The sequence below is a fragment of the Tenacibaculum soleae genome (genome assembly GCF_001693415.1).
GTDB classification, from domain to species: domain Bacteria; phylum Bacteroidota; class Bacteroidia; order Flavobacteriales; family Flavobacteriaceae; genus Polaribacter; species Polaribacter soleae.
Window position 1 is genome coordinate 1,350,271 of the sequence record NZ_MAKX01000001.1, and the last position, 25,092, is coordinate 1,375,362.

General features: G+C 29.7%; 27 protein-coding genes. 12 read left to right on the forward strand and 15 right to left on the reverse strand.

Going from position 1 to position 25,092, the window contains the following annotated elements:
- The first annotated feature begins 173 nt into the window (after positions 1–173).
- The 4 genes from BA195_RS06340 (at position 174) to BA195_RS06355 (ending at position 6,181) form a co-directional block, all read left to right on the forward strand.
- The gene (locus BA195_RS06340; protein ID WP_068703527.1) at positions 174–3,011 is read left to right on the forward strand and encodes a TonB-dependent receptor; all 2,838 of its coding nucleotides are present in this window, start codon (positions 174–176) and stop codon (positions 3,009–3,011) included.
- A gap of 68 nt (positions 3,012–3,079) precedes the next feature.
- Entirely contained in the window at positions 3,080–4,342 is a 1,263-nt protein-coding gene (locus BA195_RS06345) for a DUF5690 family protein (RefSeq protein ID WP_068703529.1), read from the forward strand.
- On the forward strand, positions 4,332–5,489 hold the full coding sequence (locus tag BA195_RS06350; protein ID WP_068703534.1) for a TIGR03364 family FAD-dependent oxidoreductase: 1,158 nt from the start codon (positions 4,332–4,334) through the stop codon (positions 5,487–5,489). Before BA195_RS06345 ends, BA195_RS06350 begins: the two co-directional genes overlap by 11 nt.
- On the forward strand, positions 5,489–6,181 hold the full coding sequence (locus BA195_RS06355; protein WP_068703536.1) for a phosphonatase-like hydrolase: 693 nt from the start codon (positions 5,489–5,491) through the stop codon (positions 6,179–6,181). The genes BA195_RS06350 and BA195_RS06355 overlap by 1 nt, the downstream gene beginning before the upstream one ends.
- Here BA195_RS06355 and BA195_RS06360 read toward each other — a convergent pair.
- Positions 6,174–6,749, reverse strand: coding sequence for a helix-turn-helix domain-containing protein (locus BA195_RS06360; protein ID WP_068703538.1), 576 nt, complete (start codon positions 6,747–6,749; stop codon positions 6,174–6,176). The two genes, BA195_RS06355 and BA195_RS06360, sit on opposite strands and share 8 nt — an antisense overlap.
- A 170-nt stretch (positions 6,750–6,919) precedes the next feature.
- Here BA195_RS06360 and BA195_RS06365 point away from each other — a divergent pair, with 170 nt between their 5' ends.
- Complete coding sequence (locus BA195_RS06365; protein ID WP_068703540.1) at positions 6,920–7,111, forward strand: cold-shock protein; 192 nt, start codon at positions 6,920–6,922, stop codon at positions 7,109–7,111.
- Between the two features lie 88 nt (positions 7,112–7,199).
- A complete protein-coding gene (locus tag BA195_RS06370) occupies positions 7,200–7,397 on the forward strand; it encodes a YwbE family protein (RefSeq protein ID WP_068703542.1) in 198 nt (65 codons plus the stop codon).
- A 219-nt stretch (positions 7,398–7,616) separates the two neighbouring features.
- Here BA195_RS06370 and BA195_RS06380 read toward each other — a convergent pair whose 3' ends face one another.
- The 4 genes from BA195_RS06380 to mtaB all read right to left on the reverse strand — a co-directional run bounded on the left by BA195_RS06380 (position 7,617) and on the right by mtaB (position 11,414).
- On the reverse strand, positions 7,617–8,516 hold the full coding sequence (locus BA195_RS06380; protein ID WP_068703545.1) for a lytic transglycosylase domain-containing protein: 900 nt from the start codon (positions 8,514–8,516) through the stop codon (positions 7,617–7,619).
- A gap of 121 nt (positions 8,517–8,637) precedes the next feature.
- Positions 8,638–9,303 (reverse strand): alpha/beta fold hydrolase, encoded by a 666-nt coding sequence (locus BA195_RS06385; protein ID WP_068703547.1) that lies wholly within the window; start codon positions 9,301–9,303, stop codon positions 8,638–8,640.
- A complete protein-coding gene (locus BA195_RS06390; RefSeq protein WP_068703549.1) occupies positions 9,303–10,040 on the reverse strand; it encodes a DUF6438 domain-containing protein in 738 nt (245 codons plus the stop codon). The genes BA195_RS06385 and BA195_RS06390 overlap by 1 nt, the downstream gene beginning before the upstream one ends.
- Positions 10,041–10,079: 39 nt before the next feature.
- Positions 10,080–11,414 (reverse strand): tRNA (N(6)-L-threonylcarbamoyladenosine(37)-C(2))-methylthiotransferase MtaB, encoded by a 1,335-nt coding sequence (gene mtaB / locus BA195_RS06395; protein WP_068703551.1) that lies wholly within the window; start codon positions 11,412–11,414, stop codon positions 10,080–10,082.
- A gap of 127 nt (positions 11,415–11,541) precedes the next feature.
- Between mtaB and BA195_RS06400 the strand changes: the two genes are divergently transcribed.
- Genes BA195_RS06400 through BA195_RS06415 form a run of 4 tightly spaced genes read left to right on the forward strand, consistent with a single transcriptional unit; the run spans position 11,542 to position 14,467 of the window.
- Positions 11,542–12,039, forward strand: a complete 498-nt coding sequence (locus tag BA195_RS06400; RefSeq protein ID WP_068703553.1) for a GNAT family N-acetyltransferase — start codon at positions 11,542–11,544, stop codon at positions 12,037–12,039.
- Positions 12,036–12,353, forward strand: a complete 318-nt coding sequence (locus BA195_RS06405; RefSeq protein WP_068703555.1) for an antibiotic biosynthesis monooxygenase family protein — start codon at positions 12,036–12,038, stop codon at positions 12,351–12,353. Before BA195_RS06400 ends, BA195_RS06405 begins: the two co-directional genes overlap by 4 nt.
- A 10-nt stretch (positions 12,354–12,363) precedes the next feature.
- Positions 12,364–12,876, forward strand: coding sequence for a PaaI family thioesterase (locus tag BA195_RS06410; protein ID WP_068703557.1), 513 nt, complete (start codon positions 12,364–12,366; stop codon positions 12,874–12,876).
- On the forward strand, positions 12,833–14,467 hold the full coding sequence (locus tag BA195_RS06415) for an ABC transporter substrate-binding protein (protein ID WP_245662322.1): 1,635 nt from the start codon (positions 12,833–12,835) through the stop codon (positions 14,465–14,467). The genes BA195_RS06410 and BA195_RS06415 overlap by 44 nt, the downstream gene beginning before the upstream one ends.
- A 64-nt stretch (positions 14,468–14,531) precedes the next feature.
- Here BA195_RS06415 and BA195_RS06420 read toward each other — a convergent pair whose 3' ends face one another.
- The 8 genes from BA195_RS06420 to BA195_RS06455 all read right to left on the reverse strand — a co-directional run bounded on the left by BA195_RS06420 (position 14,532) and on the right by BA195_RS06455 (position 21,959).
- A complete protein-coding gene (locus BA195_RS06420; protein ID WP_068703559.1) occupies positions 14,532–15,671 on the reverse strand; it encodes a geranylgeranyl reductase family protein in 1,140 nt (379 codons plus the stop codon).
- Between the two features lie 30 nt (positions 15,672–15,701).
- Positions 15,702–16,718 (reverse strand): endonuclease/exonuclease/phosphatase family protein, encoded by a 1,017-nt coding sequence (locus tag BA195_RS06425; RefSeq protein ID WP_068703561.1) that lies wholly within the window; start codon positions 16,716–16,718, stop codon positions 15,702–15,704.
- A 4-nt stretch (positions 16,719–16,722) separates the two neighbouring features.
- Complete coding sequence (locus tag BA195_RS06430) at positions 16,723–17,580, reverse strand: rhomboid family intramembrane serine protease (RefSeq protein WP_068703563.1); 858 nt, start codon at positions 17,578–17,580, stop codon at positions 16,723–16,725.
- Between the two features lie 40 nt (positions 17,581–17,620).
- Positions 17,621–18,346, reverse strand: a complete 726-nt coding sequence (locus BA195_RS06435) for a rhomboid family intramembrane serine protease (protein ID WP_068703565.1) — start codon at positions 18,344–18,346, stop codon at positions 17,621–17,623.
- 11 nt (positions 18,347–18,357) lie between these two features.
- Positions 18,358–20,211, reverse strand: coding sequence for a DNA mismatch repair endonuclease MutL (mutL, locus tag BA195_RS06440; RefSeq protein ID WP_068703567.1), 1,854 nt, complete (start codon positions 20,209–20,211; stop codon positions 18,358–18,360).
- Positions 20,211–20,495, reverse strand: coding sequence for a riboflavin synthase subunit beta (locus tag BA195_RS06445; protein ID WP_068703569.1), 285 nt, complete (start codon positions 20,493–20,495; stop codon positions 20,211–20,213). Before BA195_RS06445 ends, mutL begins: the two co-directional genes overlap by 1 nt.
- Positions 20,496–20,670: 175 nt before the next feature.
- Positions 20,671–21,177: a 6,7-dimethyl-8-ribityllumazine synthase gene (gene ribH, locus BA195_RS06450; RefSeq protein WP_068703571.1), complete on the reverse strand. Its 507-nt coding sequence runs from the start codon at positions 21,175–21,177 to the stop codon at positions 20,671–20,673.
- Positions 21,177–21,959 (reverse strand): tetratricopeptide repeat protein, encoded by a 783-nt coding sequence (locus BA195_RS06455; protein WP_068703573.1) that lies wholly within the window; start codon positions 21,957–21,959, stop codon positions 21,177–21,179. Before BA195_RS06455 ends, ribH begins: the two co-directional genes overlap by 1 nt.
- Positions 21,960–22,073: 114 nt before the next feature.
- Between BA195_RS06455 and recF the strand changes: the two genes are divergently transcribed.
- Together recF and BA195_RS06465 are read left to right on the forward strand one after the other, a co-directional pair.
- Positions 22,074–23,156: a DNA replication/repair protein RecF gene (gene recF / locus BA195_RS06460; protein ID WP_068703575.1), complete on the forward strand. Its 1,083-nt coding sequence runs from the start codon at positions 22,074–22,076 to the stop codon at positions 23,154–23,156.
- A gap of 3 nt (positions 23,157–23,159) precedes the next feature.
- Positions 23,160–23,456: a DciA family protein gene (locus BA195_RS06465; RefSeq protein WP_068703577.1), complete on the forward strand. Its 297-nt coding sequence runs from the start codon at positions 23,160–23,162 to the stop codon at positions 23,454–23,456.
- 140 nt (positions 23,457–23,596) lie between these two features.
- Here the strand turns inward: BA195_RS06465 and BA195_RS06470 are convergent, their stop codons facing one another.
- Together BA195_RS06470 and BA195_RS06475 are read right to left on the reverse strand one after the other, a co-directional pair.
- Positions 23,597–24,415, reverse strand: coding sequence for a DUF5694 domain-containing protein (locus BA195_RS06470; RefSeq protein ID WP_068703579.1), 819 nt, complete (start codon positions 24,413–24,415; stop codon positions 23,597–23,599).
- 178 nt (positions 24,416–24,593) lie between these two features.
- Positions 24,594–25,013: a nucleoside-diphosphate kinase gene (locus BA195_RS06475; protein WP_068703581.1), complete on the reverse strand. Its 420-nt coding sequence runs from the start codon at positions 25,011–25,013 to the stop codon at positions 24,594–24,596.
- Positions 25,014–25,092: the final 79 nt, after the last annotated feature.

Genomic DNA, 25,092 nt, shown 5'->3' on the forward strand with positions numbered 1-25,092 from the left:
TTAAAAAAGAGCAAAAAACCTTAACTAAATAGTTAAGGTTTTTTTATTACGTAACAATTTTATTACACTAAAATAGCATTATGAAAAAGTTTTCTTAATATTCAAAAGTTTACAAATAGTAAAAAATACATTTGATTTGCAGTGTATAATTTAACTATTGTAAAACTATAAAAATGAATAATTTAAAATTTTTAATAAGTACGGTATTAATTCTTATTATAAATAATACAACTTACTCTCAAGAGTCTACAATTTTGGGTATTGTAAGTGATGGTAATTACCCTTTACCAGGAGCAAGTGTTGTTGTAAAAGGAACAGCAAAAGGAGTAAATACAGATTTTGATGGAAACTTTGTATTAAGTAAAATACCAAAAGGAGATGTAAAGTTAGAAATATCTTACATTGGTTTTAAAACAAAAGTATTAGATGTTGTTGTAACAGGTACTACAAATAATAACATGGGTACAATAGCTTTACTACCGTCAGCAGAAGTATTAGGAGTTGTGCATATAAATGCTAAATCTAGAAGAAATACAGAAGCAAAGGCTTTAAGTATTCAAAAAAAATCAATGAGTATTATGAATGTTATCGCTGCAGATGGTATAGGGAAATTACCTGATCGTAATGCAGCAGAAACTGTACAGCGTATTCAAGGATTGTCAATTGAAAGAGATCAAGGTGAAGGGCGTTTTGTATCAATTAGAGGATTACCGCCATATTGGACATCTACAACAATTAATGGAAATAGAATTCCTACTGCTGAAGAAGAAACTACATCGCGCGCCACAGCATTTGATTTTTTCCCTTCAGAATTAATATCATACGTACAAGCAGCTAAAGCTTACACTCCAGATATGGAAGCTGATGGTATTGCGGGAGGTGTTAATTTTATAACACAAACAGCACCAACAAAAGAAATTTTAAATGTAAATATAGGCGGTGGATTTAACGAAAAATCAGGAGCACCTATTTACAATGCATCTATAACTTATGGAAACAAAAGTGAAGATGGTAAATTTGGGTATATTATTAACGGTTCATATTGGAATAGAAGTTGGGGAACTGATAACTTTGAAGCGCGTAGAAAAGGAGATGAAGGTGTTTTTAGAATAGAACTTAGAGATTACAACGGAGTAAGAGTAACTACTGGCTTAAACGGAGCAATGGAATATAACTTTACGCCAGCTCATAAAATGTATTTTAGAGGAGTTTATGGAACTTTATCTGATACTGAAGAACATTATAAACACAGAATACGTTTTGATAAATTTGATGAAACATCTAGTACGGCTAGGGTAGAATTACAAAATATTCACAATGAATTAATAACAGAAATGTTTGGTGGTGAAATAGGAGGAAAGCACAATTTAGAAAATGGAAAATTAGATTGGAGTATTGCTTCTTACGCAAATGAGTTTAGGTATGGAAACATTCCAACTCCTGAAGATAAAAGTTATTTTGTAGTAAAATTTAAACAAGATGGTGTTGGTATTAATGGTAATTATTTAGATGTTAGGCCATCGGCAGGAGATCATAGGGCATATTGGAAAGCAGATGGTGGAAAGTTAGATTATAATGATACTGATGCTTTATTTGGTTTTTTTAGCAACGATAACTTTAAAATGGATCCAACCAAAATGAATTTTTCTGATTTAGAATTATACAAAATAGCTATAACAGAAAAAGATAACATAGTTTCTTCTTTAAATTATGAGCATACTGTTAATGACGTTTTTAAAATTAAGGTAGGAACAAAATATAGAGATAAAGAGCGCACCGCTACTTTTGAAGATTTATATTATGGTTGGAATGGAGCAGGAGATACACCTGTGTTATCAGATTATTCTAAATACTTAATTAATCAACCAGGAGCGGCAGATTATTTGAAAGAAATGAATACAAGTATAAACACGTCATTTGGAAGTGTTTTGTCTACCCAAGGGATGCAAAATTTTTGGATCACTAATAAAACTAATTTAGCTGTTTTAGAAGATGACTCTTCTGCATTACAATATAATAGTGGATTAGGACGTAATTTTAATGTTAACGAAACTCATTTATCTTTTTATGGAATGGGAACTTTAAAAGCTACTGAAAAATTAACAATTTTAGCAGGTTTAAGAGCTACTAAAACAACAACAAAAGTAGATGGATATGTAGTTGAAAATGATGTTTTAACCAAATCAGTAAAAACAAAAAAATACTGGGCAGTTTTACCAATGTTACACGTTAAGTATTCTCCTAAAAAAGATTTAAACATTCGTTTTGCAGCAACAAGAAGTTTTTCAAGACCAAATTTTGGAGACATTTCACCATCTGGAACTTTTATTTCTTTTGACAACGAATTTAAAGGAGGTAATCCTAATTTAGACCCTACTTTTTCATGGAATTTTGATTTATTAGGAGAGTATTACTTTCAAAATGTAGGAGTTATAAATGCAGGTGTTTTTTATAAATCTATTACCAACCCAATATTTAATGATACTTATCAAGGTCCTTATAATGGTATACAAGGAGTAGAATTTAGCACACCTATAAACGGAGCTGATGCTTGGATTGGTGGAGTAGAGTTAGGTATAAATAGACGTTTTGACTTTTTACCAGGGTTTTTACAATATTTTGGAGCAAACTTAAACGCAACGTTTATGGATTCAGAAATGATTAAGCCTAGTGGTAGAAAAGTAACTACACCATACCAAGCAAAAAGCTTATTTAATGCGCAATTGTTTTTTGAAAAAGGAGGCTTTAACACAAGATTAGCCTTTAATCATAAAGGAAAATATGCAATTGCTTTTGGTGAAAGAGATATAGATGACGTGTATTATGGTAAGTATAATACATTAGATTTTTCAGCATCTTATCAAATAGGAAACAAATGGACAATTTATACAGATGTAAATAATATATTAAATAATCCCCTGATTTATCATTATGGTAATAGCCAAGACAGGCCTAAGCAAGTAGAATACTACGGAGTCAAAGGAAGTATTGGTGTTAAGTTTTCTCTTTAATATTTGAATTAAGTGCAAAATTTAGCTCTCAAGAAATTGAGAGCTAAATCTATATAAAAAAATAATATATGCGTTTACGTTTTTTATTACAAGCTTCTATTGCTGCATTTGGTACTTATTTTTGCATGTATGCTTTTAGAAAGCCATTTACAGTTGCAACTTTTGAAAACTTAGCTTTTTTAGGTATAAACTATAAAATATTATTAATAATAGCTCAGGTTGTAGGATATACATTATCAAAGTTTGTAGGCATAAAAGTAATTTCAGAAATGAAATCAAATAAAAGAATGTACTATTTAATAGGTTTCATTCTTTTTGCAGAGCTTTCTTTATTGGGGTTTGCGGTTGTACCAGCACCTTATAATATAATTTTTCTGTTTTTAAACGGATTACCTTTAGGTATGATTTGGGGAATCGTTTTTTCATACTTAGAAGGAAGAAAAGCAACTGAGTTACTAGGGGTAATCTTATCATCAAGTTTTATTGTATCCTCAGGAGCAGTTAAAACAATAGGAAAATTGGTACTTGATAAATTTCAAATTAATGAATTTTGGATGCCATTTGTAACAGGAGTTATTTTTATTTTACCCTTATTGTTTTTTGCCTGGATGTTAGAAAAGTTACCAGCTCCAACTAAAACAGACAAACTATTAAGAGCTGTAAGAAAACCATTAAATAAACAAGAGCGAAAACAGCTATTTAAAAACTATGCTTTGCCCTTAAGTTTAATTGTTTTCTTTTTTATGTTACTTACTTCAATAAGAGATTTTAGAGACAACTTTGCAAGAGAAATATGGGATGCACTAGGCTATACAGATGCTACAATATACAGTATTTCTGAAATACCAATAGCAATAATAGTACTAGTTGTTTTAGGTGTTATAGGTAGTGTAACTAAAAACTATAAAGCATTTATATATTATCATTATGTATTAATAGTAGGATGTTTTTCAATTTTAGTATCAACTTACTTATACCAGCAGCAGGTAATTTCCCCTTTAGTTTGGATGGTTGTTTCTGGTTTAGGTCTGTATAGTTGTTATGTGCCTTTTAATGGAATCTTTTTTGATAGAATGATAGCCACCTTTAAAATAAAAGGAAATGTAGGATTTTTAATTTACATAGCAGATGCTTTCGGTTATTTAGGAAGCATACTTATTTTATTATATAAAAATTTCGGAAAACGTGATATTTCATGGTTATCGTTTTTTACACAAGCACTTTATTTATTAGCAATTATAGGTTTAGGAGTATCAGTTTATTGCTATCACTTTTTTAAAAATAAATATAAAAAACCAATAGAAATACAAAAATTAGTATATGAACAGTAAATATGATTTAATTGTTGTTGGCGGAGGAGTTTTAGGAACTTTTCATGCCTTTCATGCAGCAAAAAAAGGATTGTCTGTGGCAATTTTAGAAAGAGATAGTAAACCTCAAGGAGCTACAGTACGTAATTTTGGACAAGTTGTACCTTCAGGAATGAATCAAAAATGGCAAAATTTCGGAAGAGAAAGTTTGTCTATTTATAAAGATATTCAAAGTCAATTTGATATTACTATTAGACAAAATGGAACTGTATATTTAGCTTCAAATGATGAAGAAGTACAGTTGATTGAAGAACTACATCAAATAAATAAAAATAATAATTACACATCGCAATTATTAAATAAAAAGCAATGTTTAGATAAGTATGCTGGTTTGCGATCAGCTTATTGTAAAGCTGGACTATTTTTTCCGGATGAGGTTACAGTAGAGCCTAAAACGATGATAAATAGATTACACACTTTTTTATCAGCACAAAATAATATTCAAATTAATTACAATACTACCGTAATTAACACGCAAGAAGTAAATAACCATGTTGTTGTGACAGCTTCAAACGGCATTGATTATAAAGCATCTAAAGTTATTATTTGTAATGGAGCAGATTTTAAAATATTATATCCATCAATTTATAACAATAGCGATTTAGTAGTTTCTAAATTGCAAATGATGCAAACGAAACCTCAAAAAAACTACACTTTAGATGGTTCTATTTTAACAGGTTTAACGATCCGAAGATATGAAGCTTTTGAGGAGTGCGCTTCTTGGAAGCAGATAAAAGCCAAAGAAGATTCTAATAGTTTTTCAAAAAAATATGGAATTCATATTTTATTTAAACAAGCTGCTGATGGCTCTGTAATAATAGGTGATTCACATGAGTATGCATCAGCTCAAAATATAAACGATTTAGGGTTTGATTTAAATGAAGAAATTGATGATTACATGATTGCAGAAGCTAAAAAAATAATTGATTTACCAACTTATGATATTCAATATAAGTGGGCTGGTTTTTATAGTCAATGTAAAGAAAAAGACATTTTTGAATATAATGTAAGCGATAATGTACATGTTATAACTGGTATAGGAGGTAAGGGAATGACAGGAAGCGCAGGATTTTCAAAAGTTAACATTAATAAAATTTTTAATAAGTAATGACAAAAAAAGAATTACAAATGGTTGTTTTTGATATGGCAGGGACAACAGTAGATGAGCAAAATGTTGTATATAAAACATTACATAAATCAATTGTAGCAGCTAATGTTGAGGTAAGTTTAGAAACTGTTTTAAAATATGGTGCAGGAAAGGAAAAGCATCAAGCAATTAAAGATATTTTAAAGTACTTAAAGTCTGATAAAATAAATGAATCTGAATTAATATTTAATAATTTTAAACAATTATTAAGTATTGCCTATGCTACACTAGACGTTAAGCCTATAAAGGGAGTTGAAAATTTTTTGTTAGATTTAAGGGCAGAGGGAATAAAAGTAGTTTTAAATACAGGCTATGATAGAAAAACAGCAACCATGCTATTAGAAAAACTTAAATGGGATAAAAAAGTGCATTTTGATGCTATAGTAACAGCAACAGATGTTAAAAAAGGACGACCACATCCTGATATGATATTTAAAGCAATGGAACTGTTAAATGTTACTGATGTTTCAAAGGTTTTAAAAGCGGGTGATTCAGCTATTGATATAGAGGAAGGTAAAAACGCAGGTTGCGGTATTACAGTAGGTGTCTTATCTGGAGCACAAACGAAAGAGCAGTTGGAGGAACAAAAACCAACATATATTTTTGAATCGTTGGTTAGTTTAAAGGATATTGTTTTAAATAATTTTAACTAGCATCAATAAAAAAATACAGCACAAGCATTGTGCAATCTTGTGCTGTATGATTATAAGGTAAATGAGGTGTTTTTCCATTAAAGTATAAAGAGTCACCTTTGTTTACAATAATTTTATCTTCTCCAATATAATAAGTGCAACTGCCACTAATTATGTATTTAAACTCCCAAGCATCAGTAACTACTTTTTCTCTTTTTGAGTTTGGTGTTATGTTTAAAATAACAGCTTCAAAACCTATAGCAGATAAACTTTTACTAAAAATATGATGATAAGTAAAACCTTCAGCTTCAACTTCTTTTTCAATTAATTGCTGTTGTTTTTTAGAAATATGAATATATTTTCTTGATTGAGAATTTTCTATATCTTTAAAAAAAGTACTTGCATCAATTTTTAAAGCACTTATTAACTCTAGTAAAACAGGTAAGGAAGGTATTGTTCTACCATTTTCTATTCTAGAAATTAAACCGTTAGATACACCAGCGTTTGTGGCAACCTCATTAATAGTAAGTTTTTGTTTTTTTCTGATTATTTTGATACGCTTACCAATTCCTATTAAAAAATTATTCATGCATAAATAAGTTTAACAATATAAAAATATACAAAATGGATGGGTTTTCTTAAGTTTAAAAAAAAATAAATAAAAAATGTTTTTTAAGCTGATATTAATAATTTTGGCATTACATTTGCATAATAATAAACGTTGCGGGCACTTAAGCAAGTAACACATAATTTTTTACAATGAATAAAGGTACTGTAAAATTCTTCAACGAATCAAAAGGATTCGGATTTATTACTGAAGAAGGATCAAACAAAGAGCATTTTGTACATGTTTCAGGATTAATCGACGAGATTCGTGAAAACGACGAAGTTGAATTCGAATTACAAGATGGAAGAAAAGGATTAAACGCTGTTAACGTAAGAGTATTATAATATATATTTTACCAGAGTAAACTTTTTAATAAGAAGCCTATCAATTTATTGATAGGCTTCTTTATTTTTGTTAAAAAACTATTACTAAATGAAAAACGGTACAAATAGAAAAGATGTTACCATAGGAGCAACGGTTAAGGTTGTTCAAAAAAATCATCAAAGAACAGGTAAGTTAACCGAGGGTATTGTAAGTAGGTTGCTAACAAAATCAGCAATGCATCCACATGGAATAAAGGTACAATTAGAATCTGGTATTGTTGGGCGGGTAAAAGTAATTGAAGATTAAATTGGAATTAACTTTCTTTTTGTTGTTTTAGTTTTTTTATCCCATCTACAATAAACCAATACGAAAATAAGAGTCTTATTAATAGAAAAATATATTTGTTTTCTGTTTTAAAATTAAATAAGACCCTATAGCTTTCTTGATTTTGAAAAAATTGAAAAAAAGTTCCAATTAAAATAAAACTACCAAATGTTATGTATATATAAGGAATCGCTTTTTTCATTAATTTGGTATTTTAATTTCGTAAAGCTTTCTACTTTTATTGTTTAATTTATTTTCGCGCAACCAAGAATTATGAAGTTTAAGGTCTTTATAAGTAGTTCCGTGTTTTTTAGCAAATAAAGCAATGTTGGTAATGGCAGTATCTACTTTAACAATATGAGTTGAAGGTAAAGTATATAAATCATCTTCATCAAATTCAAAACCATATTTTTTAGGGTTTGAAATAATTTCTTTTAAAGCTAAAACTCTAAATACATAACGTTCGGTTTCATCAGGTAATAAAGCATCATAATAACTAGTTACACCCTGTGCTTTTAATCTTTTTCCAACACCGTGGTTTCCTGCATTATAAGCAGCTGCAGCAAGGGTCCATGAATTAAAACGTTTGTAAGCTTTTTTTAAATACTCGGCAGCGACTTTGGTAGATTTTTCTATATGATAACGTTCGTCTACATTTTTATTAATTTCTAAACCATATTCTAAACCTGTTCTTTTCATAAAATGCCACATACCTGCAGCTCCTACAGATGAGGTTTCATCAATAAAACCACTTTCAGCCAAAGCTAAAAATTTAAAATCGTCAGGTAAACCATGTTTTACTAATAAAGGTTCAAGAATAGGAAAATATTTATGTGCACGTTTTATAAGTAATAACCCGTTTGATTGCCAGTAAGTGTTTACGAGTAATTCTCTATCCATACGTTCTTTAATGTCGTGTTTTTCTATCGGAACTCGTTCGCCAGCTAAATTCAAGGTAGCTGGTAATTTTACAGCTTTTATTTGATAACTTTCAGCTACATTTTTAATTAACGGTTCGTTAGATTGGCTAATGGTGTTGGTAAATAATACCGCTACAAATACTACGGTTATGATTGATAAAAAACGTATTGATTTATTCATTTTCTTTTAATTTTTATAATTGATTCTTTTTCTCGTTTAATTTTTGTGTTACTCTAACTGTATCTTGTTGTAATATAAATTGTTTAATTACTAAATTAAATTCTAAATATTGATCCTTAAATTAATCAATCAAAAAACATTCCTTTTCTAATAATTTAGAAATTTTTTTAGCTTTATTTAAAATCATTACATGTGTGCCATTTTCTATTTCGATACTATTTTTGATATGTTTTATAGGAAAAACCTCGTCTTTTTTTCCATGAATATGTACAATATTGGCTAATACTTTATTTTGTTGCCAATGTAATACATTATATATTGCCCATTGTAAATAATTTGGGTCTCTAACAGATAAATATATTTTGTATAATTCTGCTCTCTTTTTTAAATAATCATTAAAAAAGTAATGCTCATATTTTTCAATATTTGCGATAATTTTTGAAGGGAAAAGTTTATAAACTTTAGTAATTAAAGCTAATTTTAATCGTTTAGGAAGCTCTTTATTACTTTTTACACTTGATATAATAATGACTTTTTTACAAGGAATAATTTTACTCATTTCTTGAACTAAAATTCCGCCAAAAGAAACCCCAATCAGTATTGGGTTTTTATGCTGTATATTGGTACACATTCTTTGTGCGTATGTTTCAATACTTTCATCTATTGAGTTTGGGATGAGCCACTCTAAAAAATGAAGTTCAAAAATTTTTTCTGGTAAAGAAAGATACTCAAATATTTTAGAACTGGCAGCTAAACCAGGCATAAAATAGAGGTGAGTTTTTGTCATTAGTCAATGAATTTTTTGGCTAATAAAATCTCTTCTAAATACTCGTGTACTTCAATTAATTCATCCGGAATTCCATTCCATAATCGAATTTGAACCTGCTTGCCATTACTTATAATATATGTACTTGGTAAATCGGTTATTTTTGGGTCGTCATACACATCTTTAAACTCGTTAAAATCTTTTTCAGCAAGCATTTTAGTAAGTTTTTTAAAGGCTGTTTCAGGAAGTGTGAATTCACGAATTCCTTTTTCTAATACGTAATCTATTCCATTATAAATTACATCTCCTTTTTTATCAATCGTTAAAGTATATACAGCACAGTCGCCAAAACAAGGTGTTTTACGAACGCTAATAAGCGTGTTTTCTTCTTTTTCTATTAAATTTTTTAGTGTGTTTTTAGTATTGATAGCAACTTCTTTAAAGGCTTTTGTTTTTTGTAATTTATCTAGCCAAAAAGTTCTTTTTCCTTCGGGAATCCTAACAATTCCGATTTTATAATTTTGTTTATCATATGCCATTTTATGAAAATTTAAACCACTATTTTTAAGTAATGACTTGGCATCTTCAATTTTTTTAGGATTTTTAAAAACTACAATTAATTCGTTTTTAATTAAGTTAGGTTCTTTTACGATTATTGTTTTTTCCTTTTTTGGGGTGTTCGTTTTTTTTTTAATTTCTTTTTTAGGAACATTACAAGCTAATAGCAATGCAAAAAAAGTGAATAGCAAATATTTCATAGTTGTTTATTTTAATAACAAATAAATAATATCCACAATTTAAGCAATAACTTGGTCTTTAACAAAGTTAAAACGAACAATACCATCTTCATCAATTTCGGTTAATGTAACTGTATGTAACGTATTTACTAATTCAGGATTCCACGGTGTTTTCACTTTTACGTAGTTTTGAGTAAATCCGTGAATATAACCTTCTTTATTTTCGCTTTCAAAAAGTACTGTTAAAGTGTTTCCTATTTGCGTTTCATAAAAAGCTCTACGTTTTTTAACAGATAATCCGCGTAACATTTTGCTTCGTTTTGCGCGCACTTTTTTAGCAACTACACCATCCATATCAACAGCTTCTGTATTGGGTCTTTCAGAGTAAGTAAAAACATGTAAATACGAAATATCCATTTCGTTTAAATAGTTGTAAGTTTCTAAAAATAATTCATCTGTTTCGCCAGGAAAACCAACAATTACATCAACCCCAATACAAGCATTTGGCATTACTTCTTTTATTTTAGTAACCCTGTTTGTATAGGTTTGTGTTAGGTAACGACGCTTCATTTTTTTTAATAACTCATCGCTACCAGATTGTAACGGAATATGAAAATGAGGGACAAAAGTGTTAGACTTTGATACAAAATCAATCGTTTCATCTTTTAATAAATTAGGTTCGATAGATGAAATTCGTAAACGATGAATTCCATCAACTTTGTCAAGTTCTTTAACTAATTCTAAAAAAGTATGTTCGTGTTTTTTATTGCCAAACTCTCCTTTACCATAATCACCAATATTTACGCCGGTTAAAACGATTTCTTTAATTCCTTTTGCTGATATTTCTTTGGCATTTTTTAAAACATTATCTAAGGTGTCAGATCTTGAAATTCCTCGTGCTAACGGAATTGTACAATAGGTACATTTATAATCGCAACCATCTTGAACTTTTAAGAAAGCACGAGTACGATCACCAATTGAATAAGCACCAACATAGGAGTCGGCTTCTTCAATTTCGCACGAATGTACCTCACCAATATCATTTTTAGTTAAATCGTTGATATAACTAGTAACGTTAAATTTTTCGGTAGCACCTAAAACTAAATCAACTCCATCAACATTAGCTAATTCTTCAGGCTTTAATTGTGCATAACAACCTACGCCAATAATAAAAGCATCCTCATTTTGTTTTAAAGCAGATTTTACAATCGATTTAAAACGTTTATCAGCATTATCAGTAACCGAACAAGTGTTAATTACATAGATAGCTGCTTTTTCATCAAATTCAACCCGTTTAAAACCTTCATTCACAAAATTACGAGCAATGGTTGAGGTTTCAGAGAAATTTAATTTACATCCTAAAGTGTAAAAAGCTACTTTTTTATCTACATTCATTCTTTTAATATCCTTAATAAAAAGCAAAAGGCTTGTGTAAGTCTTTAATTTTTTAGAAGTTCGTATGGTATATTTTTATAAATCTGTTAAAACAGTATTTATCAACTGCAAAAATACGATAATAATCATGATTTTTGAAACCAAAAATTTACTTGTTAGAAAACTAAAATTAACAGACGTAAATGATTTTTTTAATTTAGAAAGCAACCCGAAGGTTTTGCAATATGCAACAGGAAATGTGAAAACAATGGCTGCATGTAAAGTAGAACTTAAAGAGTTGATAGAAAAGTATGATAAACCTAAAAATGATTTTTGGATTTATGCAATTGAGCGAAAATTGGATAAAAATTTTATAGGAACTGTAGCTTTAGTAAAAGATACTATTGATGATGAAATAGGCTACCGATTTATTGAAAATTATTGGGGAAATGGATATGCTACTGAAATTTGTGAAGGCTTAATTTCTTATTGTAAACTCGTAGGAATGAAAAAAATTGTAGGCTATGTGGTTGATAAAAATATAGCTTCTGCTAAAATATTAAAACGATTTAATTTTACAGAAGTAAAAAAGTTTATAAGCGAAGATATTGGATTACCAGAAACCAAATACGAATTATTTTTATGATAGAAGACGGATTAACACCACCTTATTACGCAGTTATTTTTACCACTATTTTAACTGATGATTTATCAGGATATACTGATATGGCTAACAGCATGGAAGCTTTAGCAAAACAACAAGAAGGGTATTTAGGGATTGAATCAGCTCGATCGGATGTAGGAATTACGGTCTCTTATTGGAGAAGTTTGGAATCTATCACTCTATGGAAAAACAATTTATTGCATATTGAAGCAAGGAACTTAGGACGCGAAAAATGGTATAAAAAATACCAACTTCGAATTTGTAAAGTTGAGCGTGAGTATGGATTTGAAAAATAAAGACAACTAAATGTACGCAGCAATATCAAAGATTTTAAGTAGTTTTTTTAAGCAAAGTACTATTTTTAAATATGGATTTAATGTTTCGCCAATGTATCGAAGATCTACCGGTAAAATTATTGAAGTATCAGAGGATTTGTTTAACGTAAAAGTTAAAATTCCTATTAGTTATAAAAATAAAAACTATGTAGGCTCTGTATTTGGTGGAAGTTTATTTTCAGCTACCGATCCTATTTTTATGATTCAATTAATGAATATTTTAGGAAACGATTATGTGGTTTGGGACAAAAGTGCCAATATTAAGTTTAAAAGACCTGCAAGAGAAACATCGTATGTTGATTTTGTTTTCACAGTAAATGAAATTCAACAAATAAAAGAGCGTGTAAAAAACGAGCAAGAAATAGACTTGCAAAAAGAAATTAATATTACAAATAAAGAAGCTTCTGTTATATATGCCGAGGTTTCTAAAACTATATACATTGCAAATAAATCATACTATAAAAATAAGCGGAATAAAAAGTAGCATACTTGTTTTATTGGTTGTTTTCTTCGGTTTATACTCATGTACTAAGAAAAAAAATAAATTTACCGACTGGCAAGTTTTTCGTTACAATGAGCATTCAAATATAACCTCTTTAGACCCTGCTTTTGCAAAAGATCAACGAAATATTTGGGCGGTAAATCAGTTGTTTAATGGTTTAGTGCAGTTAGATGATAGTTTACATGTACAACCAGATATAGCTAAAAGTTGGACAATTTCTGAGGATGGAAAAACATATAAGTTTCCTTTAAGAAAAGATGTTAAGTTTCATAAACATTCGCTGTTTGGAAAAGATTCGACAAGAAATGTTATTGCTAATGATTTTGAATATTCATTTAATAGATTGTTAGCTAAAAATGTAGCTTCTCCTGGTGGTTGGGTTTTACAAAATGTAGCAAATTTTAAAGCAGAAAGTGATTCACTTTTTACCATCAATTTGAAACAACCATTTCCGCCTTTCTTAGGGCTGTTGGCAATGAAATATTGTTCGGTAGTTCCTAAAGAGGCAATTGAATTTTTTGGGAATAATTTTAGAGCAAACCCAATTGGTACAGGGCCTTTTAAATTTAAATTATGGGTAGAAAACACGAAGTTGGTATTGCGTAAAAATCCGTTGTTTTATGAAAAAGATATCAAAGGAATTTCATTGCCATATTTAGAAGCTGTTGCCATTACTTTTTTACCAGATAAGCAGAGTGAGTTTTTACAGTTTATTCAAGGAAATATTGATTTTATGAAAAGTTTAGACGCTTCTTATAAAGATGATATTTTAAATACAAACGGAACCTTAAAAGAAAAATACATTGGTAAAATCAAAATGGAAACCGGAGCGTATTTAAATACTGAATATTTAGGAATTTATTTAGATAACGAAAATGAGTATCCAACAAAATCAAAATTAATTAGACAGGCAATAAATTATGGATTTGATCGAAAAAAAATGATTAAATTTTTAAGAAACGGAATTGGTACACCAGCAACAAGTGGATTTATACCAAAAGGGTTACCATCGTTTAATAATCAAAAAGGATATTCATATCAACCAGAAAAAGCAACAGCGCTAGTTGCCAGGTATGTAAAGGAAACAGGAGGTGAAAACCCAGAAATTACGATTACGACCAACGGAAATTATTTAGATTTATGTGAATTTATTCAGCGAGAATTACAAAATGTTGGCTTGCAAACAAAAGTAGATGTAATTCCACCATCAACTTTAAGACAAGGAAAGTCGAGTGGGAAATTGTCAATTTTTAGAGCGAGTTGGATTGCTGATTACCCTGATGCAGAAAATTATGTATCGTTATTTTATAGTAAAAATTTTACTCCCAATGGACCAAACTATACACATTTTAAAAATGAGTTGTTTGATGATTTATATGAGCAATCTATAAAAGAAATTAATGTTGAAAAACGCCATCAATTGTATCAAAAAATGGATAGTATCATTATTCAAGAGGCTCCAATTGTTCCATTATATTATGATCAAGTAATACGTTTTAGTCAAAAAAACATCCAAGGATTAGGGATTAACCCAATTGATTTATTGAATTTAAAAAGAGTTAAAAAAGATTAAAATTAATCATAAAAAAAAGACACCATTTAAACTATTTATATGGTGTCTTTTTATTTACTATCGATTAAGAAACTAACGATTTTATCTTATTTTTAATGGTTTGTTTAATGTCTTTAGGGTAAGAACGTTTACCGTGAAAAACATCAGCCATTGCTTCACTAAATCGTTGGCCGTATTTTTTTAATAATAAATTACGGATTGTTTTTTGTTCATAAAACCATTTAGAAAGCCACAAGCCAGTATTTAGTTCTGGTAGTAGTTTTTCATCTAATTTATTAAGATATAATTTTTCAGCATCTTTAGAGTTTAATTGGCTTTCAATTATTGCTTCAGCAGCTAGTTTACCACTATAAATAGCATTTGAAATACCTTCAGCAGTAATAGGATCAGCAAAACCAGCCGCGTCACCAATTAAAAAAACATTGTTTTTTACAAAGCCATCAGTTCGTGGAGCTACAGGTATTTGAAAGCCATGTTGCGATTCACTAATTACGTTAGTAATTTTAAGTGTTTCCATGTACTCTTTGTAAAACTTCTTTAAATTTATCTTTGTTCTTCTTGCTGACGCAACACCTATTGATAAATGATTTTTTTTAGGAAAACTCCAAGCATAGCCATAAGGTATGGCATCAATATCAAATCGAACTTCATTTTTTAAGCGATTAAAATCATCTTCAGAAACTTCTACTTCATACTCTAAAGCAGGAATTAGTTTTCTTGTGTCTTCTTTCCAACCAGCCATTTTAGCGGTAGGACTTAAAGCACCATCTGCAGCAATTACAAAATTTGCAGTTAAGTTTCCTTGAGATGTTTCTAAATTAATTTTATCATCAGAAAAATGTAATTTATTTAATTTATGATTTTCTAATAAAGTAACACCAAGGTCTTTTGCTTTATCTACAATTAGGTGATCAAAAGAATCTCTCATAATCATGGTAACAGTAGGATCTTCTCTATGTGTTTGAAAATGTAATTTTTCGCCTAAGTATATATCTATTGTATTAAATTCTCTTTCAACAACAGAAGAAATATCAAAAGGTAAATCTTTTCTACCTCTAAAAACAAATCCGCCTCCACAGGTTTTGTACCTGGGTAATGTTTCTTTTTCTATTAATACGGTTGATATTCCGTTTTTGGCTAAATGAAATGCGGTAGAAGCACCTGATGGTCCACTACCAATAATTGCCACATCAAAATGTTTCATAGTTGATTGTTTGAATTTGTAATATACAGATTACTTCCAATGTAAACGTGTCATTATAGGATAATGATCTGATAATTTAATATTGTCGTATGTTTTATATTGGTTTATAATTGCTTTTGCATCGCTAAAAATAAAATCAATACGCATTGGGTAAATATACCTAAAAGATTTTCCTGAGCCAGTACCAGCTTGTAAAAAAGCATCTTTTTTGTTTTTAGAAAGTTTTTTATAAACCCATGAATATGCCGTGTTATTAAAATCACCACACATAATTTTTTTCCCTTTCCATGAATATTCGTGTTGTAAAATAAGTTCAGTTTGGCTTACTTGCTTTTCAAAACCATTTGCTAAGCGTTTAAATAGACGTTCAGAATCTTGTTCACCAAAATTTACTTTTTCAGGATTTATTTTTAAAGATTCTAAATGTACATTGTATACGCGTATGGTATCTTTATTTTTAACAATATCTACAAAAATGGTGTTGTTAGCACTGTTTTTAAAGTTTAATGAACCTGAATTTACTATTGGGTGTTTTGAATAAATGGCGAGCCCGAATTTATTAGCTTTGGTTTTAGTTTTAATATACTTGTAAGGAAGTTTTATGTTTAATAAATTCGACTGATAAAACTCTTGCATAGCAATAATGTCAGGGTTTTCATCATTAATAAATTCATATATTTTTTGTTCAGTAGTAATATCTTCTATGTGTTTATAATGATTAAATAAGCGAACATTGTAGCTCATTATTTTTAAATCTTTATTTAAGATAATTTCTTTACCTGAAAATTTGATAAGTGGTGGAGTGCTAAACCATCCAATTGCCAATACAAGTAGTGATAGTAAGGCATTTTTATGAAGCTTAAGTAGCCAATACACAAAAAAAATAGTATTTAAAACTACAAGTAGTGGTACAAATAAACTAAAAACAGCAACAGCAGGAATTGTTTTTGGCGATATAAGCGGTAAAATATAAGATAGTAACAAAACAGTTGCGAAAACTGAATTGATAAAGAATAATAACTTATGTATGATCGAATATTTTTTCATTTATTTATCTACCTTGTTTAAATAAGAAATCTTTTTCGGTTTTAGTTAACGTATCATAACCAGATTTACTTATTTTGTCTAAAATAGCATCTATTTCTTGTTGATTTTCTGATTTTTTAGAGGTGGTATTCTTTGTTTTTTTTCCTGATTTATATACTGTTTTTAAAGGTTTTTCTTTCTTTTCAAAAAACTTTTTTAAAGGTTTTAAAATTTCCAATTCTTTATTACTAGCCTTAACCACATATAAAAAACCAAAAAGTGCACCGCCAATGTGAGCAAGGTGACCACCAGCATTACCAGCTGGTATTTGAATAATATCAACGGCAATCCAAACACAAGCTAAAACGTAAAGTTTTACATAACCAATTAGTGGAAATTTTAATTCGTAATTAGGAATGTAAGTAGCAATTCCTATAAAAATTGCTGAAATTCCGGCAGAGGCCCCTAACAAAACGCTATTGTCTGCAACGCGCTGTAATGCAGGAAAAAAATTATAACTAGTAATAAAAATAATTCCTCCAAAAAGCGTTCCTAAAAGATAAAAATTAAGGAGTTGTTTAGCGGTAAAATATTGTTTAAATAAATGCCCAATATAAAATAAGGCAATTAAATTTAAAAGAATATGTAAAAAACTGGTGTGTAAAAAACCATAAGTAATAATTGTCCACGGTTTTGATGAAAAATCATTAAAACTGGCAGGTAAAGAAAACCATTCAACAAATAAATTAGTGTTGGCTTGAAATAAAAAACCAAAAGTGTTGCTAATAAAAACGAGTAAAAAAACAGCAAGGTTTACATAAATTAATTGTTCTACAATACCAGCGTTTTTAAATCGATATTTTAAGTTTTCTAAAATGTTCATTTAAATTTTCTTTTTCTTAACAGAAACTAAAGATACTAAATTAAAGAGTTTTAAACTGATTTTTTTTCCAATACCAAGCAATAATAAAACCGATAATAGCGCCACCAATATGTGCAAAATGTGCTACATTTCCGATAGAGTACTTTGTTACGCCAAAAAATAAATCACCAAAAATCATTAAAGGGATAAAGTATTTTGCAGCAACAGGTACGGGGAAAAAAATTAAAGCCAATTTTGCATTTGGAAAAGCTAACCCAAAGGCAACTAAAATACCATAAACAGCCCCTGAAGCTCCAACAGCAGGCGTGTGATACAGACTGTAAAACTCACTCATTGTTTTGTTAGAAAGTGTTATTAAAGTATCGTTATATTGCCCTGTATTTAAAATGTTTTGTATTTCTGAAGGTGAAATTCCTAGTGCAGCTATTTGCTCATAAATTCCGCTAAATTGATAATAATTTACCAAAGTATAAATAAGTCCTGCACCGATACCTGCCGAAAAATAAAAAAATAAAAACTTATTTCTGCCCCACATTTGTTCTAACGGTGTACCAAAAGCCCATAAAGCATACATGTTAAAAATTAAATGCATTGTGCTTCCATGCATAAAAGTATGGGTAACATATTGCCACACACCAAAATGTTCGTTTTGTGGATAATGTAATGCAAAAATGTTGGTAAGGTCTAATTTTAATAACTGCGGCGCAAAGTACATAATCACGTTAATGATTATCAGATGTTTTATAGCGTTTGTTAATTTAGGCATAGTTTTATTTTTTATTTATTAAAAATAGCGTCAATTTCGTTTAATGCCAATGTTTTAAATGTTGGTTTTCCAAAAGGTGATGTGTTTGGTTCTTTACAAGAAAATAAATCATCCACTAAGTTTTCTTGTTCTTTAACGGCAAGTACGGTTCCGGTTTTTATGGCTAATGATTTTGCAAAAGATTTTGCCATTACATCAAAATGACTAAAACTTGTATCTGGTACTTCTAATTTAATGTCGTCTAAAAGTTGTTCTAAAATTAAGGTAATTTGACTTTCGATAATTGAAGTTGGTATTCCACCAATAACAACACTTTCTTTAGTAAATTCATCAAACATAAAACCAGCGCTTTCTAAGTCTGATTTTATGGTGTAAATCATTTCAATATCTGCTTTAGAAAAAGAAATGCTTACCGGAAATAATAGTTGTTGACTACTAGCTTCTTTTACGGTGATGTTTTCTAAAAATTCTTCGTACAAAATACGCTGATGTGCTAACGATTGATTTATTAACACAACTCCTGATTTAATTGAACTTAATAAATATTTTCGTTGAATTTGAAAGGTTTTGCCTGTTTCAGTTTCTTGTTGACTTTCAAAAAGTTGTTCTTGTTTTGTAGATTCAAACGATTCGGTATTTGTATATAAAGCTTCCCAATTACCAGTATCTTTTTTAAGGTTAGATTGATAACTTACCGAACTTGATTTACCAGCATTATTTGATTTTGATTCGAAACTTGTTTCAGTTTTAAAAGGATTAAATGTAGGGTCTACAGTAATCGGAGGAACAGAAGGAGACGATAAAGTTTCTTTTTTGCTATAATCATAAGGTGTGTCAAGCGTTGCATCACGATTAAAATCTAATACAGGTGCTACATTGTACTGCCCTAAACTATGTTTAACAGTTGCCCGTAATATTGCATATAAAGCTTTTTCATTATCAAATTTAATCTCCGTTTTTGTGGGATGTATGTTTATGTCAATACTACTTGGCGGAACTTCAAGGTATAAAAAGTAAGAAGGATGTGATCCGTTTTCAAGTAATCCTTCAAAAGCATTTACTACTGCATGATTTAAGTACGAACTTTTTATAAAACGATTGTTTACAAAAAAGTACTGTTCGCCACGTTTTTTCTTTGCAAACTCTGGTTTAGCGGTAAATCCGTTTATCGTAATAATATCAGTTTGTTCAGCAATAGGAACTAATTTTTCATTCATTTTTGCCCCAAAAATAGCTACAATACGTTTGCGTAAATTACTTTTTTTTAAATGATAAACTTCGGTGTTATTATGATGTAGTAAAAACGAAATATTAGGATGTGCTAAAGCTACTCTTTGAAATTCATCAACAATATGACGAGTTTCAATTGTGTCTGATTTTAAAAAATTTCGTCGTGCAGGAATATTATAAAATAAATTTTTAACAGCAATACTAGTTCCTTTTGATGTTGAAATGGCATCCTGACAAACAATTTTACTTCCTTCTATTTTTATTTGTGTACCAAGTTCTTCATTTTCTTGTTTTGTTTTTAACTCAACATGTGCAATAGCTGCAATAGAAGCTAAGGCTTCACCACGAAAACCTTTGGTATTTAAGTTAAATAGATCTTGAGCATCTTTAATTTTTGAAGTAGCGTGGCGTTCAAAACTTAAACGGGCGTCGGTGCCACTCATACCTTTACCATCATCAATTACTTGAATTAAGGTTTTACCAGCATCTTTTAATAGGAGTTTGATAGAGGTTGCTCCGGCATCAATAGAGTTTTCAACCAATTCTTTTACTACAGAAGCAGGGCGTTGTACTACTTCGCCTGCGGCTATTTGATTTGCCACATGATCAGGTAGCAATTGTATAATATCTGACATTAGTTGTTTTTAGGTAAAAATATAGAAAGATCAAAGTCGATAAAAACTAAAAATAAAAACACGAAAAAAGCAATTAAAATAACAATTGTTTTATTAAAACCACCATTTTCTGAAGCTTTAAATTCATCTAAAGCTGCATTAAATTTTCCTTTTAAACCTTTGGTTTTACCTACTGTTGTACGAAATTCGTCGAATTTATGTTTTACTTGATACGGGTTTCCTTCTCCTTTATAGTAGGTAGGTTTGTAATTAAATTTTTTATTTTCTCTTTTAATAAATCCCATAAAATATAGCTTTTATAATACTGTAGTGCTACAAAAATCACACCAAAATAAGACGAAATTCAAAGTTACTGAATTATCAATAAGTGGTCAAAAATTATAACTAAATTAAAGTTAAAAAAGCATCAAAATGTATAACACTTTGATGCTTTGATATTGTATTAGTTTTGTAAATGTTTTAAAACCCTAAAGAACCAGAAGGTTTATCTGTGTTTTTAATGGCAGCCATTTTAATAGCGGCTATGGCACATTCAATACCTTTGTTACCTAATTTACCGCCAGATCTGTCTATTGATTGCTGCTTGGTGTTATCTGTTAAAACACAGAAAATTACCGGAACATCGTATTTAATATTTAAATCTACAATTCCTTGTGTAACACCTTCACAAACAAAATCAAAATGTTTTGTTTCTCCTTGAATTACATTTCCGATGGCAATAATAGCATCAACTTTTTGTGATTCTATCATTTTTTTACAGCCGTATACTAATTCAAAACTTCCTGGTACCTCCCAAGAAACAATGTTTTCTTTTTGCGTTCCACAATCTAAAAGAGCTTCAATAGCACCTTTGTGTAGGTTGCCTGTAATTTCAGGATTCCATTCAGAAACAACAATCCCAAATCGAAAAGATTTCGCATTTGGGATTGAAGCTTTATCGTAATAAGATAAATTTGTTGTAGCCATTATTGAGCGTATTTTGCGCTATTGATATATTTTTCGATATCTCTACCTTGATCAGTAGTAGCATATTTTTCTTTAATGGTTGAAAATAATTTTTCAGCTTTGCTATAGTTTTTTAAATTCATTGCAATTTGACCTGCTTTGAATAAAAATAAAGGAGCTGTAAATTCGTTGTCTTTTTTATTAGCGGCTTTTTCATAGTATGTTAAAGCATCTTCTGGTTGATTGATGTCTGCAAAAGCATCACCAATGGCACCTAAAGCAGTTGGTCCTAGTAATTCATCATCAGAATTAAAAGCACTTAAATATTCAATTGCTTCTTCGTATTTTTTCATTTTTAAGTAAGAAATACCTGCATAGTAATTGGCTAAATTCCCAGCTTTAGTTCCGCTAAACTCATCAGCAATATCCGTAAATCCGTATTTTCCATCACCTCCAGTTAATCCTAAATTATATAAAGAATCAGCTGCAACTCCAGCAGAAGTACTTGCTTTAGCAAAAAAAGTTCTTGGGTAAGCTAATTCGTTTGAAGCTTCTTTTTCATTTGGCTCTAAAACAAAACTAGTGTATGCCAAATAACCTAAAATTAAAGCAGCAATAGTAACTAAACCATAAAATAATGGCTTGCTGTTATTTTCAATCCATTGCTCTGATTTATTCGCTGTATCATCTAAAGTGTTAAATACTTCAGCAGTAGTACTTTGCGACTCGTCAAAATTTTCTTCAACTTCTTGTGCAAACTTTTCTTTTTTAGGTTTGTAACCTCTTTTTTTGTATGTAGCCATAATTGCTTAAAAATTAGTGGCGACAAAAATAGCTTTTTAAATTGGATTTTAAAAATCGATTATTCGTAAAAAAAACTATAATTTGCGCTTTCTTTTTTGAAATAATCTTCATTCATGTATTTGCAGAAAATAGCATTAGTAAATTTTAAAAATATTGAAACACAATCTTTTGATTTTCAGAAGAAAATAAATTGTTTTGTAGGTAATAACGGAATTGGAAAAACCAATGTGTTAGATGCTATTTACTATTTGTCTTTCGCAAAAAGTTATTTTAATTCGGTCGCTGGGCAAAATATTCGCCACGGTCAAGATTTTTTTATGATCGAGGGAGATTACCTATTAAATGATCGGAATGAAAAAATTTTATGTTCTTTAAAAAGAGGGCAAAAAAAAATACTAAAAAGAAACGGAAAGGCTTATGAAAAGTTTTCTGAACATATAGGGCAGTTACCATTGGTGATAATATCGCCTGCAGATAGAGATTTAATTGTAGAAGGAAGCGATACTCGTAGAAAATTTATTGATGGTGTTATTTCACAACAAGATAAAAACTATTTACAAGGGTTAATTGCGTATAATAAAATTATAAGTCAGCGAAATGCCTTGTTAAAATATTTTGCAGCTAACAGAACTTTTGATGCTTTAAATTTAAAAGTATATGATGAGCAATTAGTTGAATACGGAACCGTGATTTATAACAAGAGAAAGGTTTTTTTAGAAGAATTTGTGCCTATTTTTAACGAAAAGCACCAAATTATATCGGGCGCAAAAGAAACAGTGGATTTGCGTTATAAAAGCCAGTTACACGATACTTCTTTGGTTGATTTATTTACCCAAAGTTTAGAAAAAGATAGAATGTTGCAATATACTTCGTCAGGAATTCATAAAGATGATTTGAGTTTTGAAATAGGTGAGTATCCTATTAAAAAATTTGGATCTCAAGGACAACAAAAATCGTATCTTATCGCTTTAAAATTAGCGCAGTTTGAGTTTATTAAAAAACAATCAAACGTGACACCGATTTTATTATTAGATGATATTTTTGATAAATTGGACGAAAATAGAGTTGCGCAAATAGTAGATTTAGTAAATAATGATGCTTTTGGGCAAATATTTATTACTGATACACATTTTAATCGTACTGAGAATGTATTAAAAAATAGTAACCAAGAATATCAAATTTTTAAGTTAGGGTAAGAAATGGCAAAGAGAGAAAACGATAGCTTTTCAATTAAAGATTTATTGGGGAGTTATATAAAAGAGGGGAATTTAAATAAAGGGTTTCAAAAAATTCATATTGATGAAGCTTGGGCAAAAATGATGGGGCCAGGTGTTGTGTCGTACACAAGTGAAGTGAAATTACAAAACGGAACTTTAATTGTTCGTTTAACATCATCAGCTTTAAGAGAGCAATTAGGTTATGGTAAAGATAAAATTATAAAAATGATTAATGAAGAGATGGGAGAAATATTGGTTAATAAATTGATGTTGGTTTAATAGTTTTGCTAATGTGTTTGTATAAGTTTAGTTGCGTGGTTTGAGCACATAATTTACTAAATAAAAAACGAACGGCAAGAAGTCCGAAGGATTTCATAAGTTAGCCATAGATTAGCAATAAATTATATATTGTGTTGTGCTTAGTTCTTTTCCGTAAAGTTTGTGTATTTATCTAAATTTTCCAAAATATATTTCGGGTTATTTCCAATGAATATATCAAAATATGCTGTATGAGTTGCTCCCATAATGATTAAAACTCGGTCGTTTTTTGTTAACGGAATATCTGAAAAATTTGTGTACATCCTCAAATTCCTTTTGTAGAAATCCGCTATAATATCTGAGCCTTCAAAATTATTTGGGTTGTGCATAGTTGCTAGAAAATTATATAAGTTAAATGTTTCCATTTTGTACTTAGTAGTATTTATTTCGGTGAATTGTTCAAGTAGTGGTTTTTTGTTTAGGGTTGCATAACTCTCCATAATGTTTTGAACATATAAACTATCGGAATAATTTTTATTCGCCATTTCAATGAGGCTAGGATAGTCAAAGCTTATTGGATTGTCAATTCCATATATTTTTTTTGTTCCACTCAAACGAGCGACTTCAAGCCCAATTACATTCACTTCTTCAGAGTAGTTAATTCTCTTACTCTGGTCAATTTTATATTTCTGATAGGTCTCATTTATAAAATCTGTGCTTTCTGGCGGTATTTCTACACAGATTATAGTTGGTTTGAATTTCGCTAATCGGTCAACTATTTTTTTTATATCCGCTTTAACATTTGGATTACTTACATCTGAAATAGAAGAATAGGCATCAGAACTTCCGCTCAAATGAACCGAACCAAAATTTAAAACACTTACTTTGTCTGTTTCATTCTCTTTTTTTACTTCTACTTTTGATTCTGAATTACAAGAAAAAAAAGAAAATATTAAAATGGATATAATAAGTTTTTTCATTAATTATAAGTTTTTTTGAATTAAGCATAACTTTATTGATATGTCGAGTTTGAATTCGTTATATCAGGAGTTAGCGAAGTTATTAGAATTTAAACCAAGAATCAAGATAAATTTTAAAACAAAAAACTCGTTACATTTTATGTAACGAGTTTTTTATATATCTTAAAGAAGTGTGTTCTTAGAACATTTCTCTACCAGAAAAATGGAAAGCACCCTCAATAGCAGCGTTTTCATCAGAATCAGATCCGTGAACCGCGTTTTCACCAATAGAAGTTGCAAACATTTTACGAATAGTTCCTTCAGCAGCTTCCGCAGGATTTGTAGCACCAATTAAAGTTCTAAAATCTTCAACAGCGTTGTCTTTTTCTAAAATTGCAGCAATAATTGGTCCGCGAGTCATAAACTCAACTAATTCACCAAAAAATGGACGTTCGTTGTGCACAGCATAAAAAGCTTCAGCATCACGCTTAGTCATTTGAGTTTTCTTCATTGCTACGATTCTAAAACCAGCAGCATTAATTTTGTCTAAAATAGCACCAGTGTGTCCGTTTTCAACACCATCTGGTTTAATCATTGTAAAAGTTCTATTTGTTGCCATTGCTATAAATTTCTATAAATAAAGTAAATAAAAAATGTAAGTGCGCACCTCGCACAAATCGGCGCGAAATTACATAATT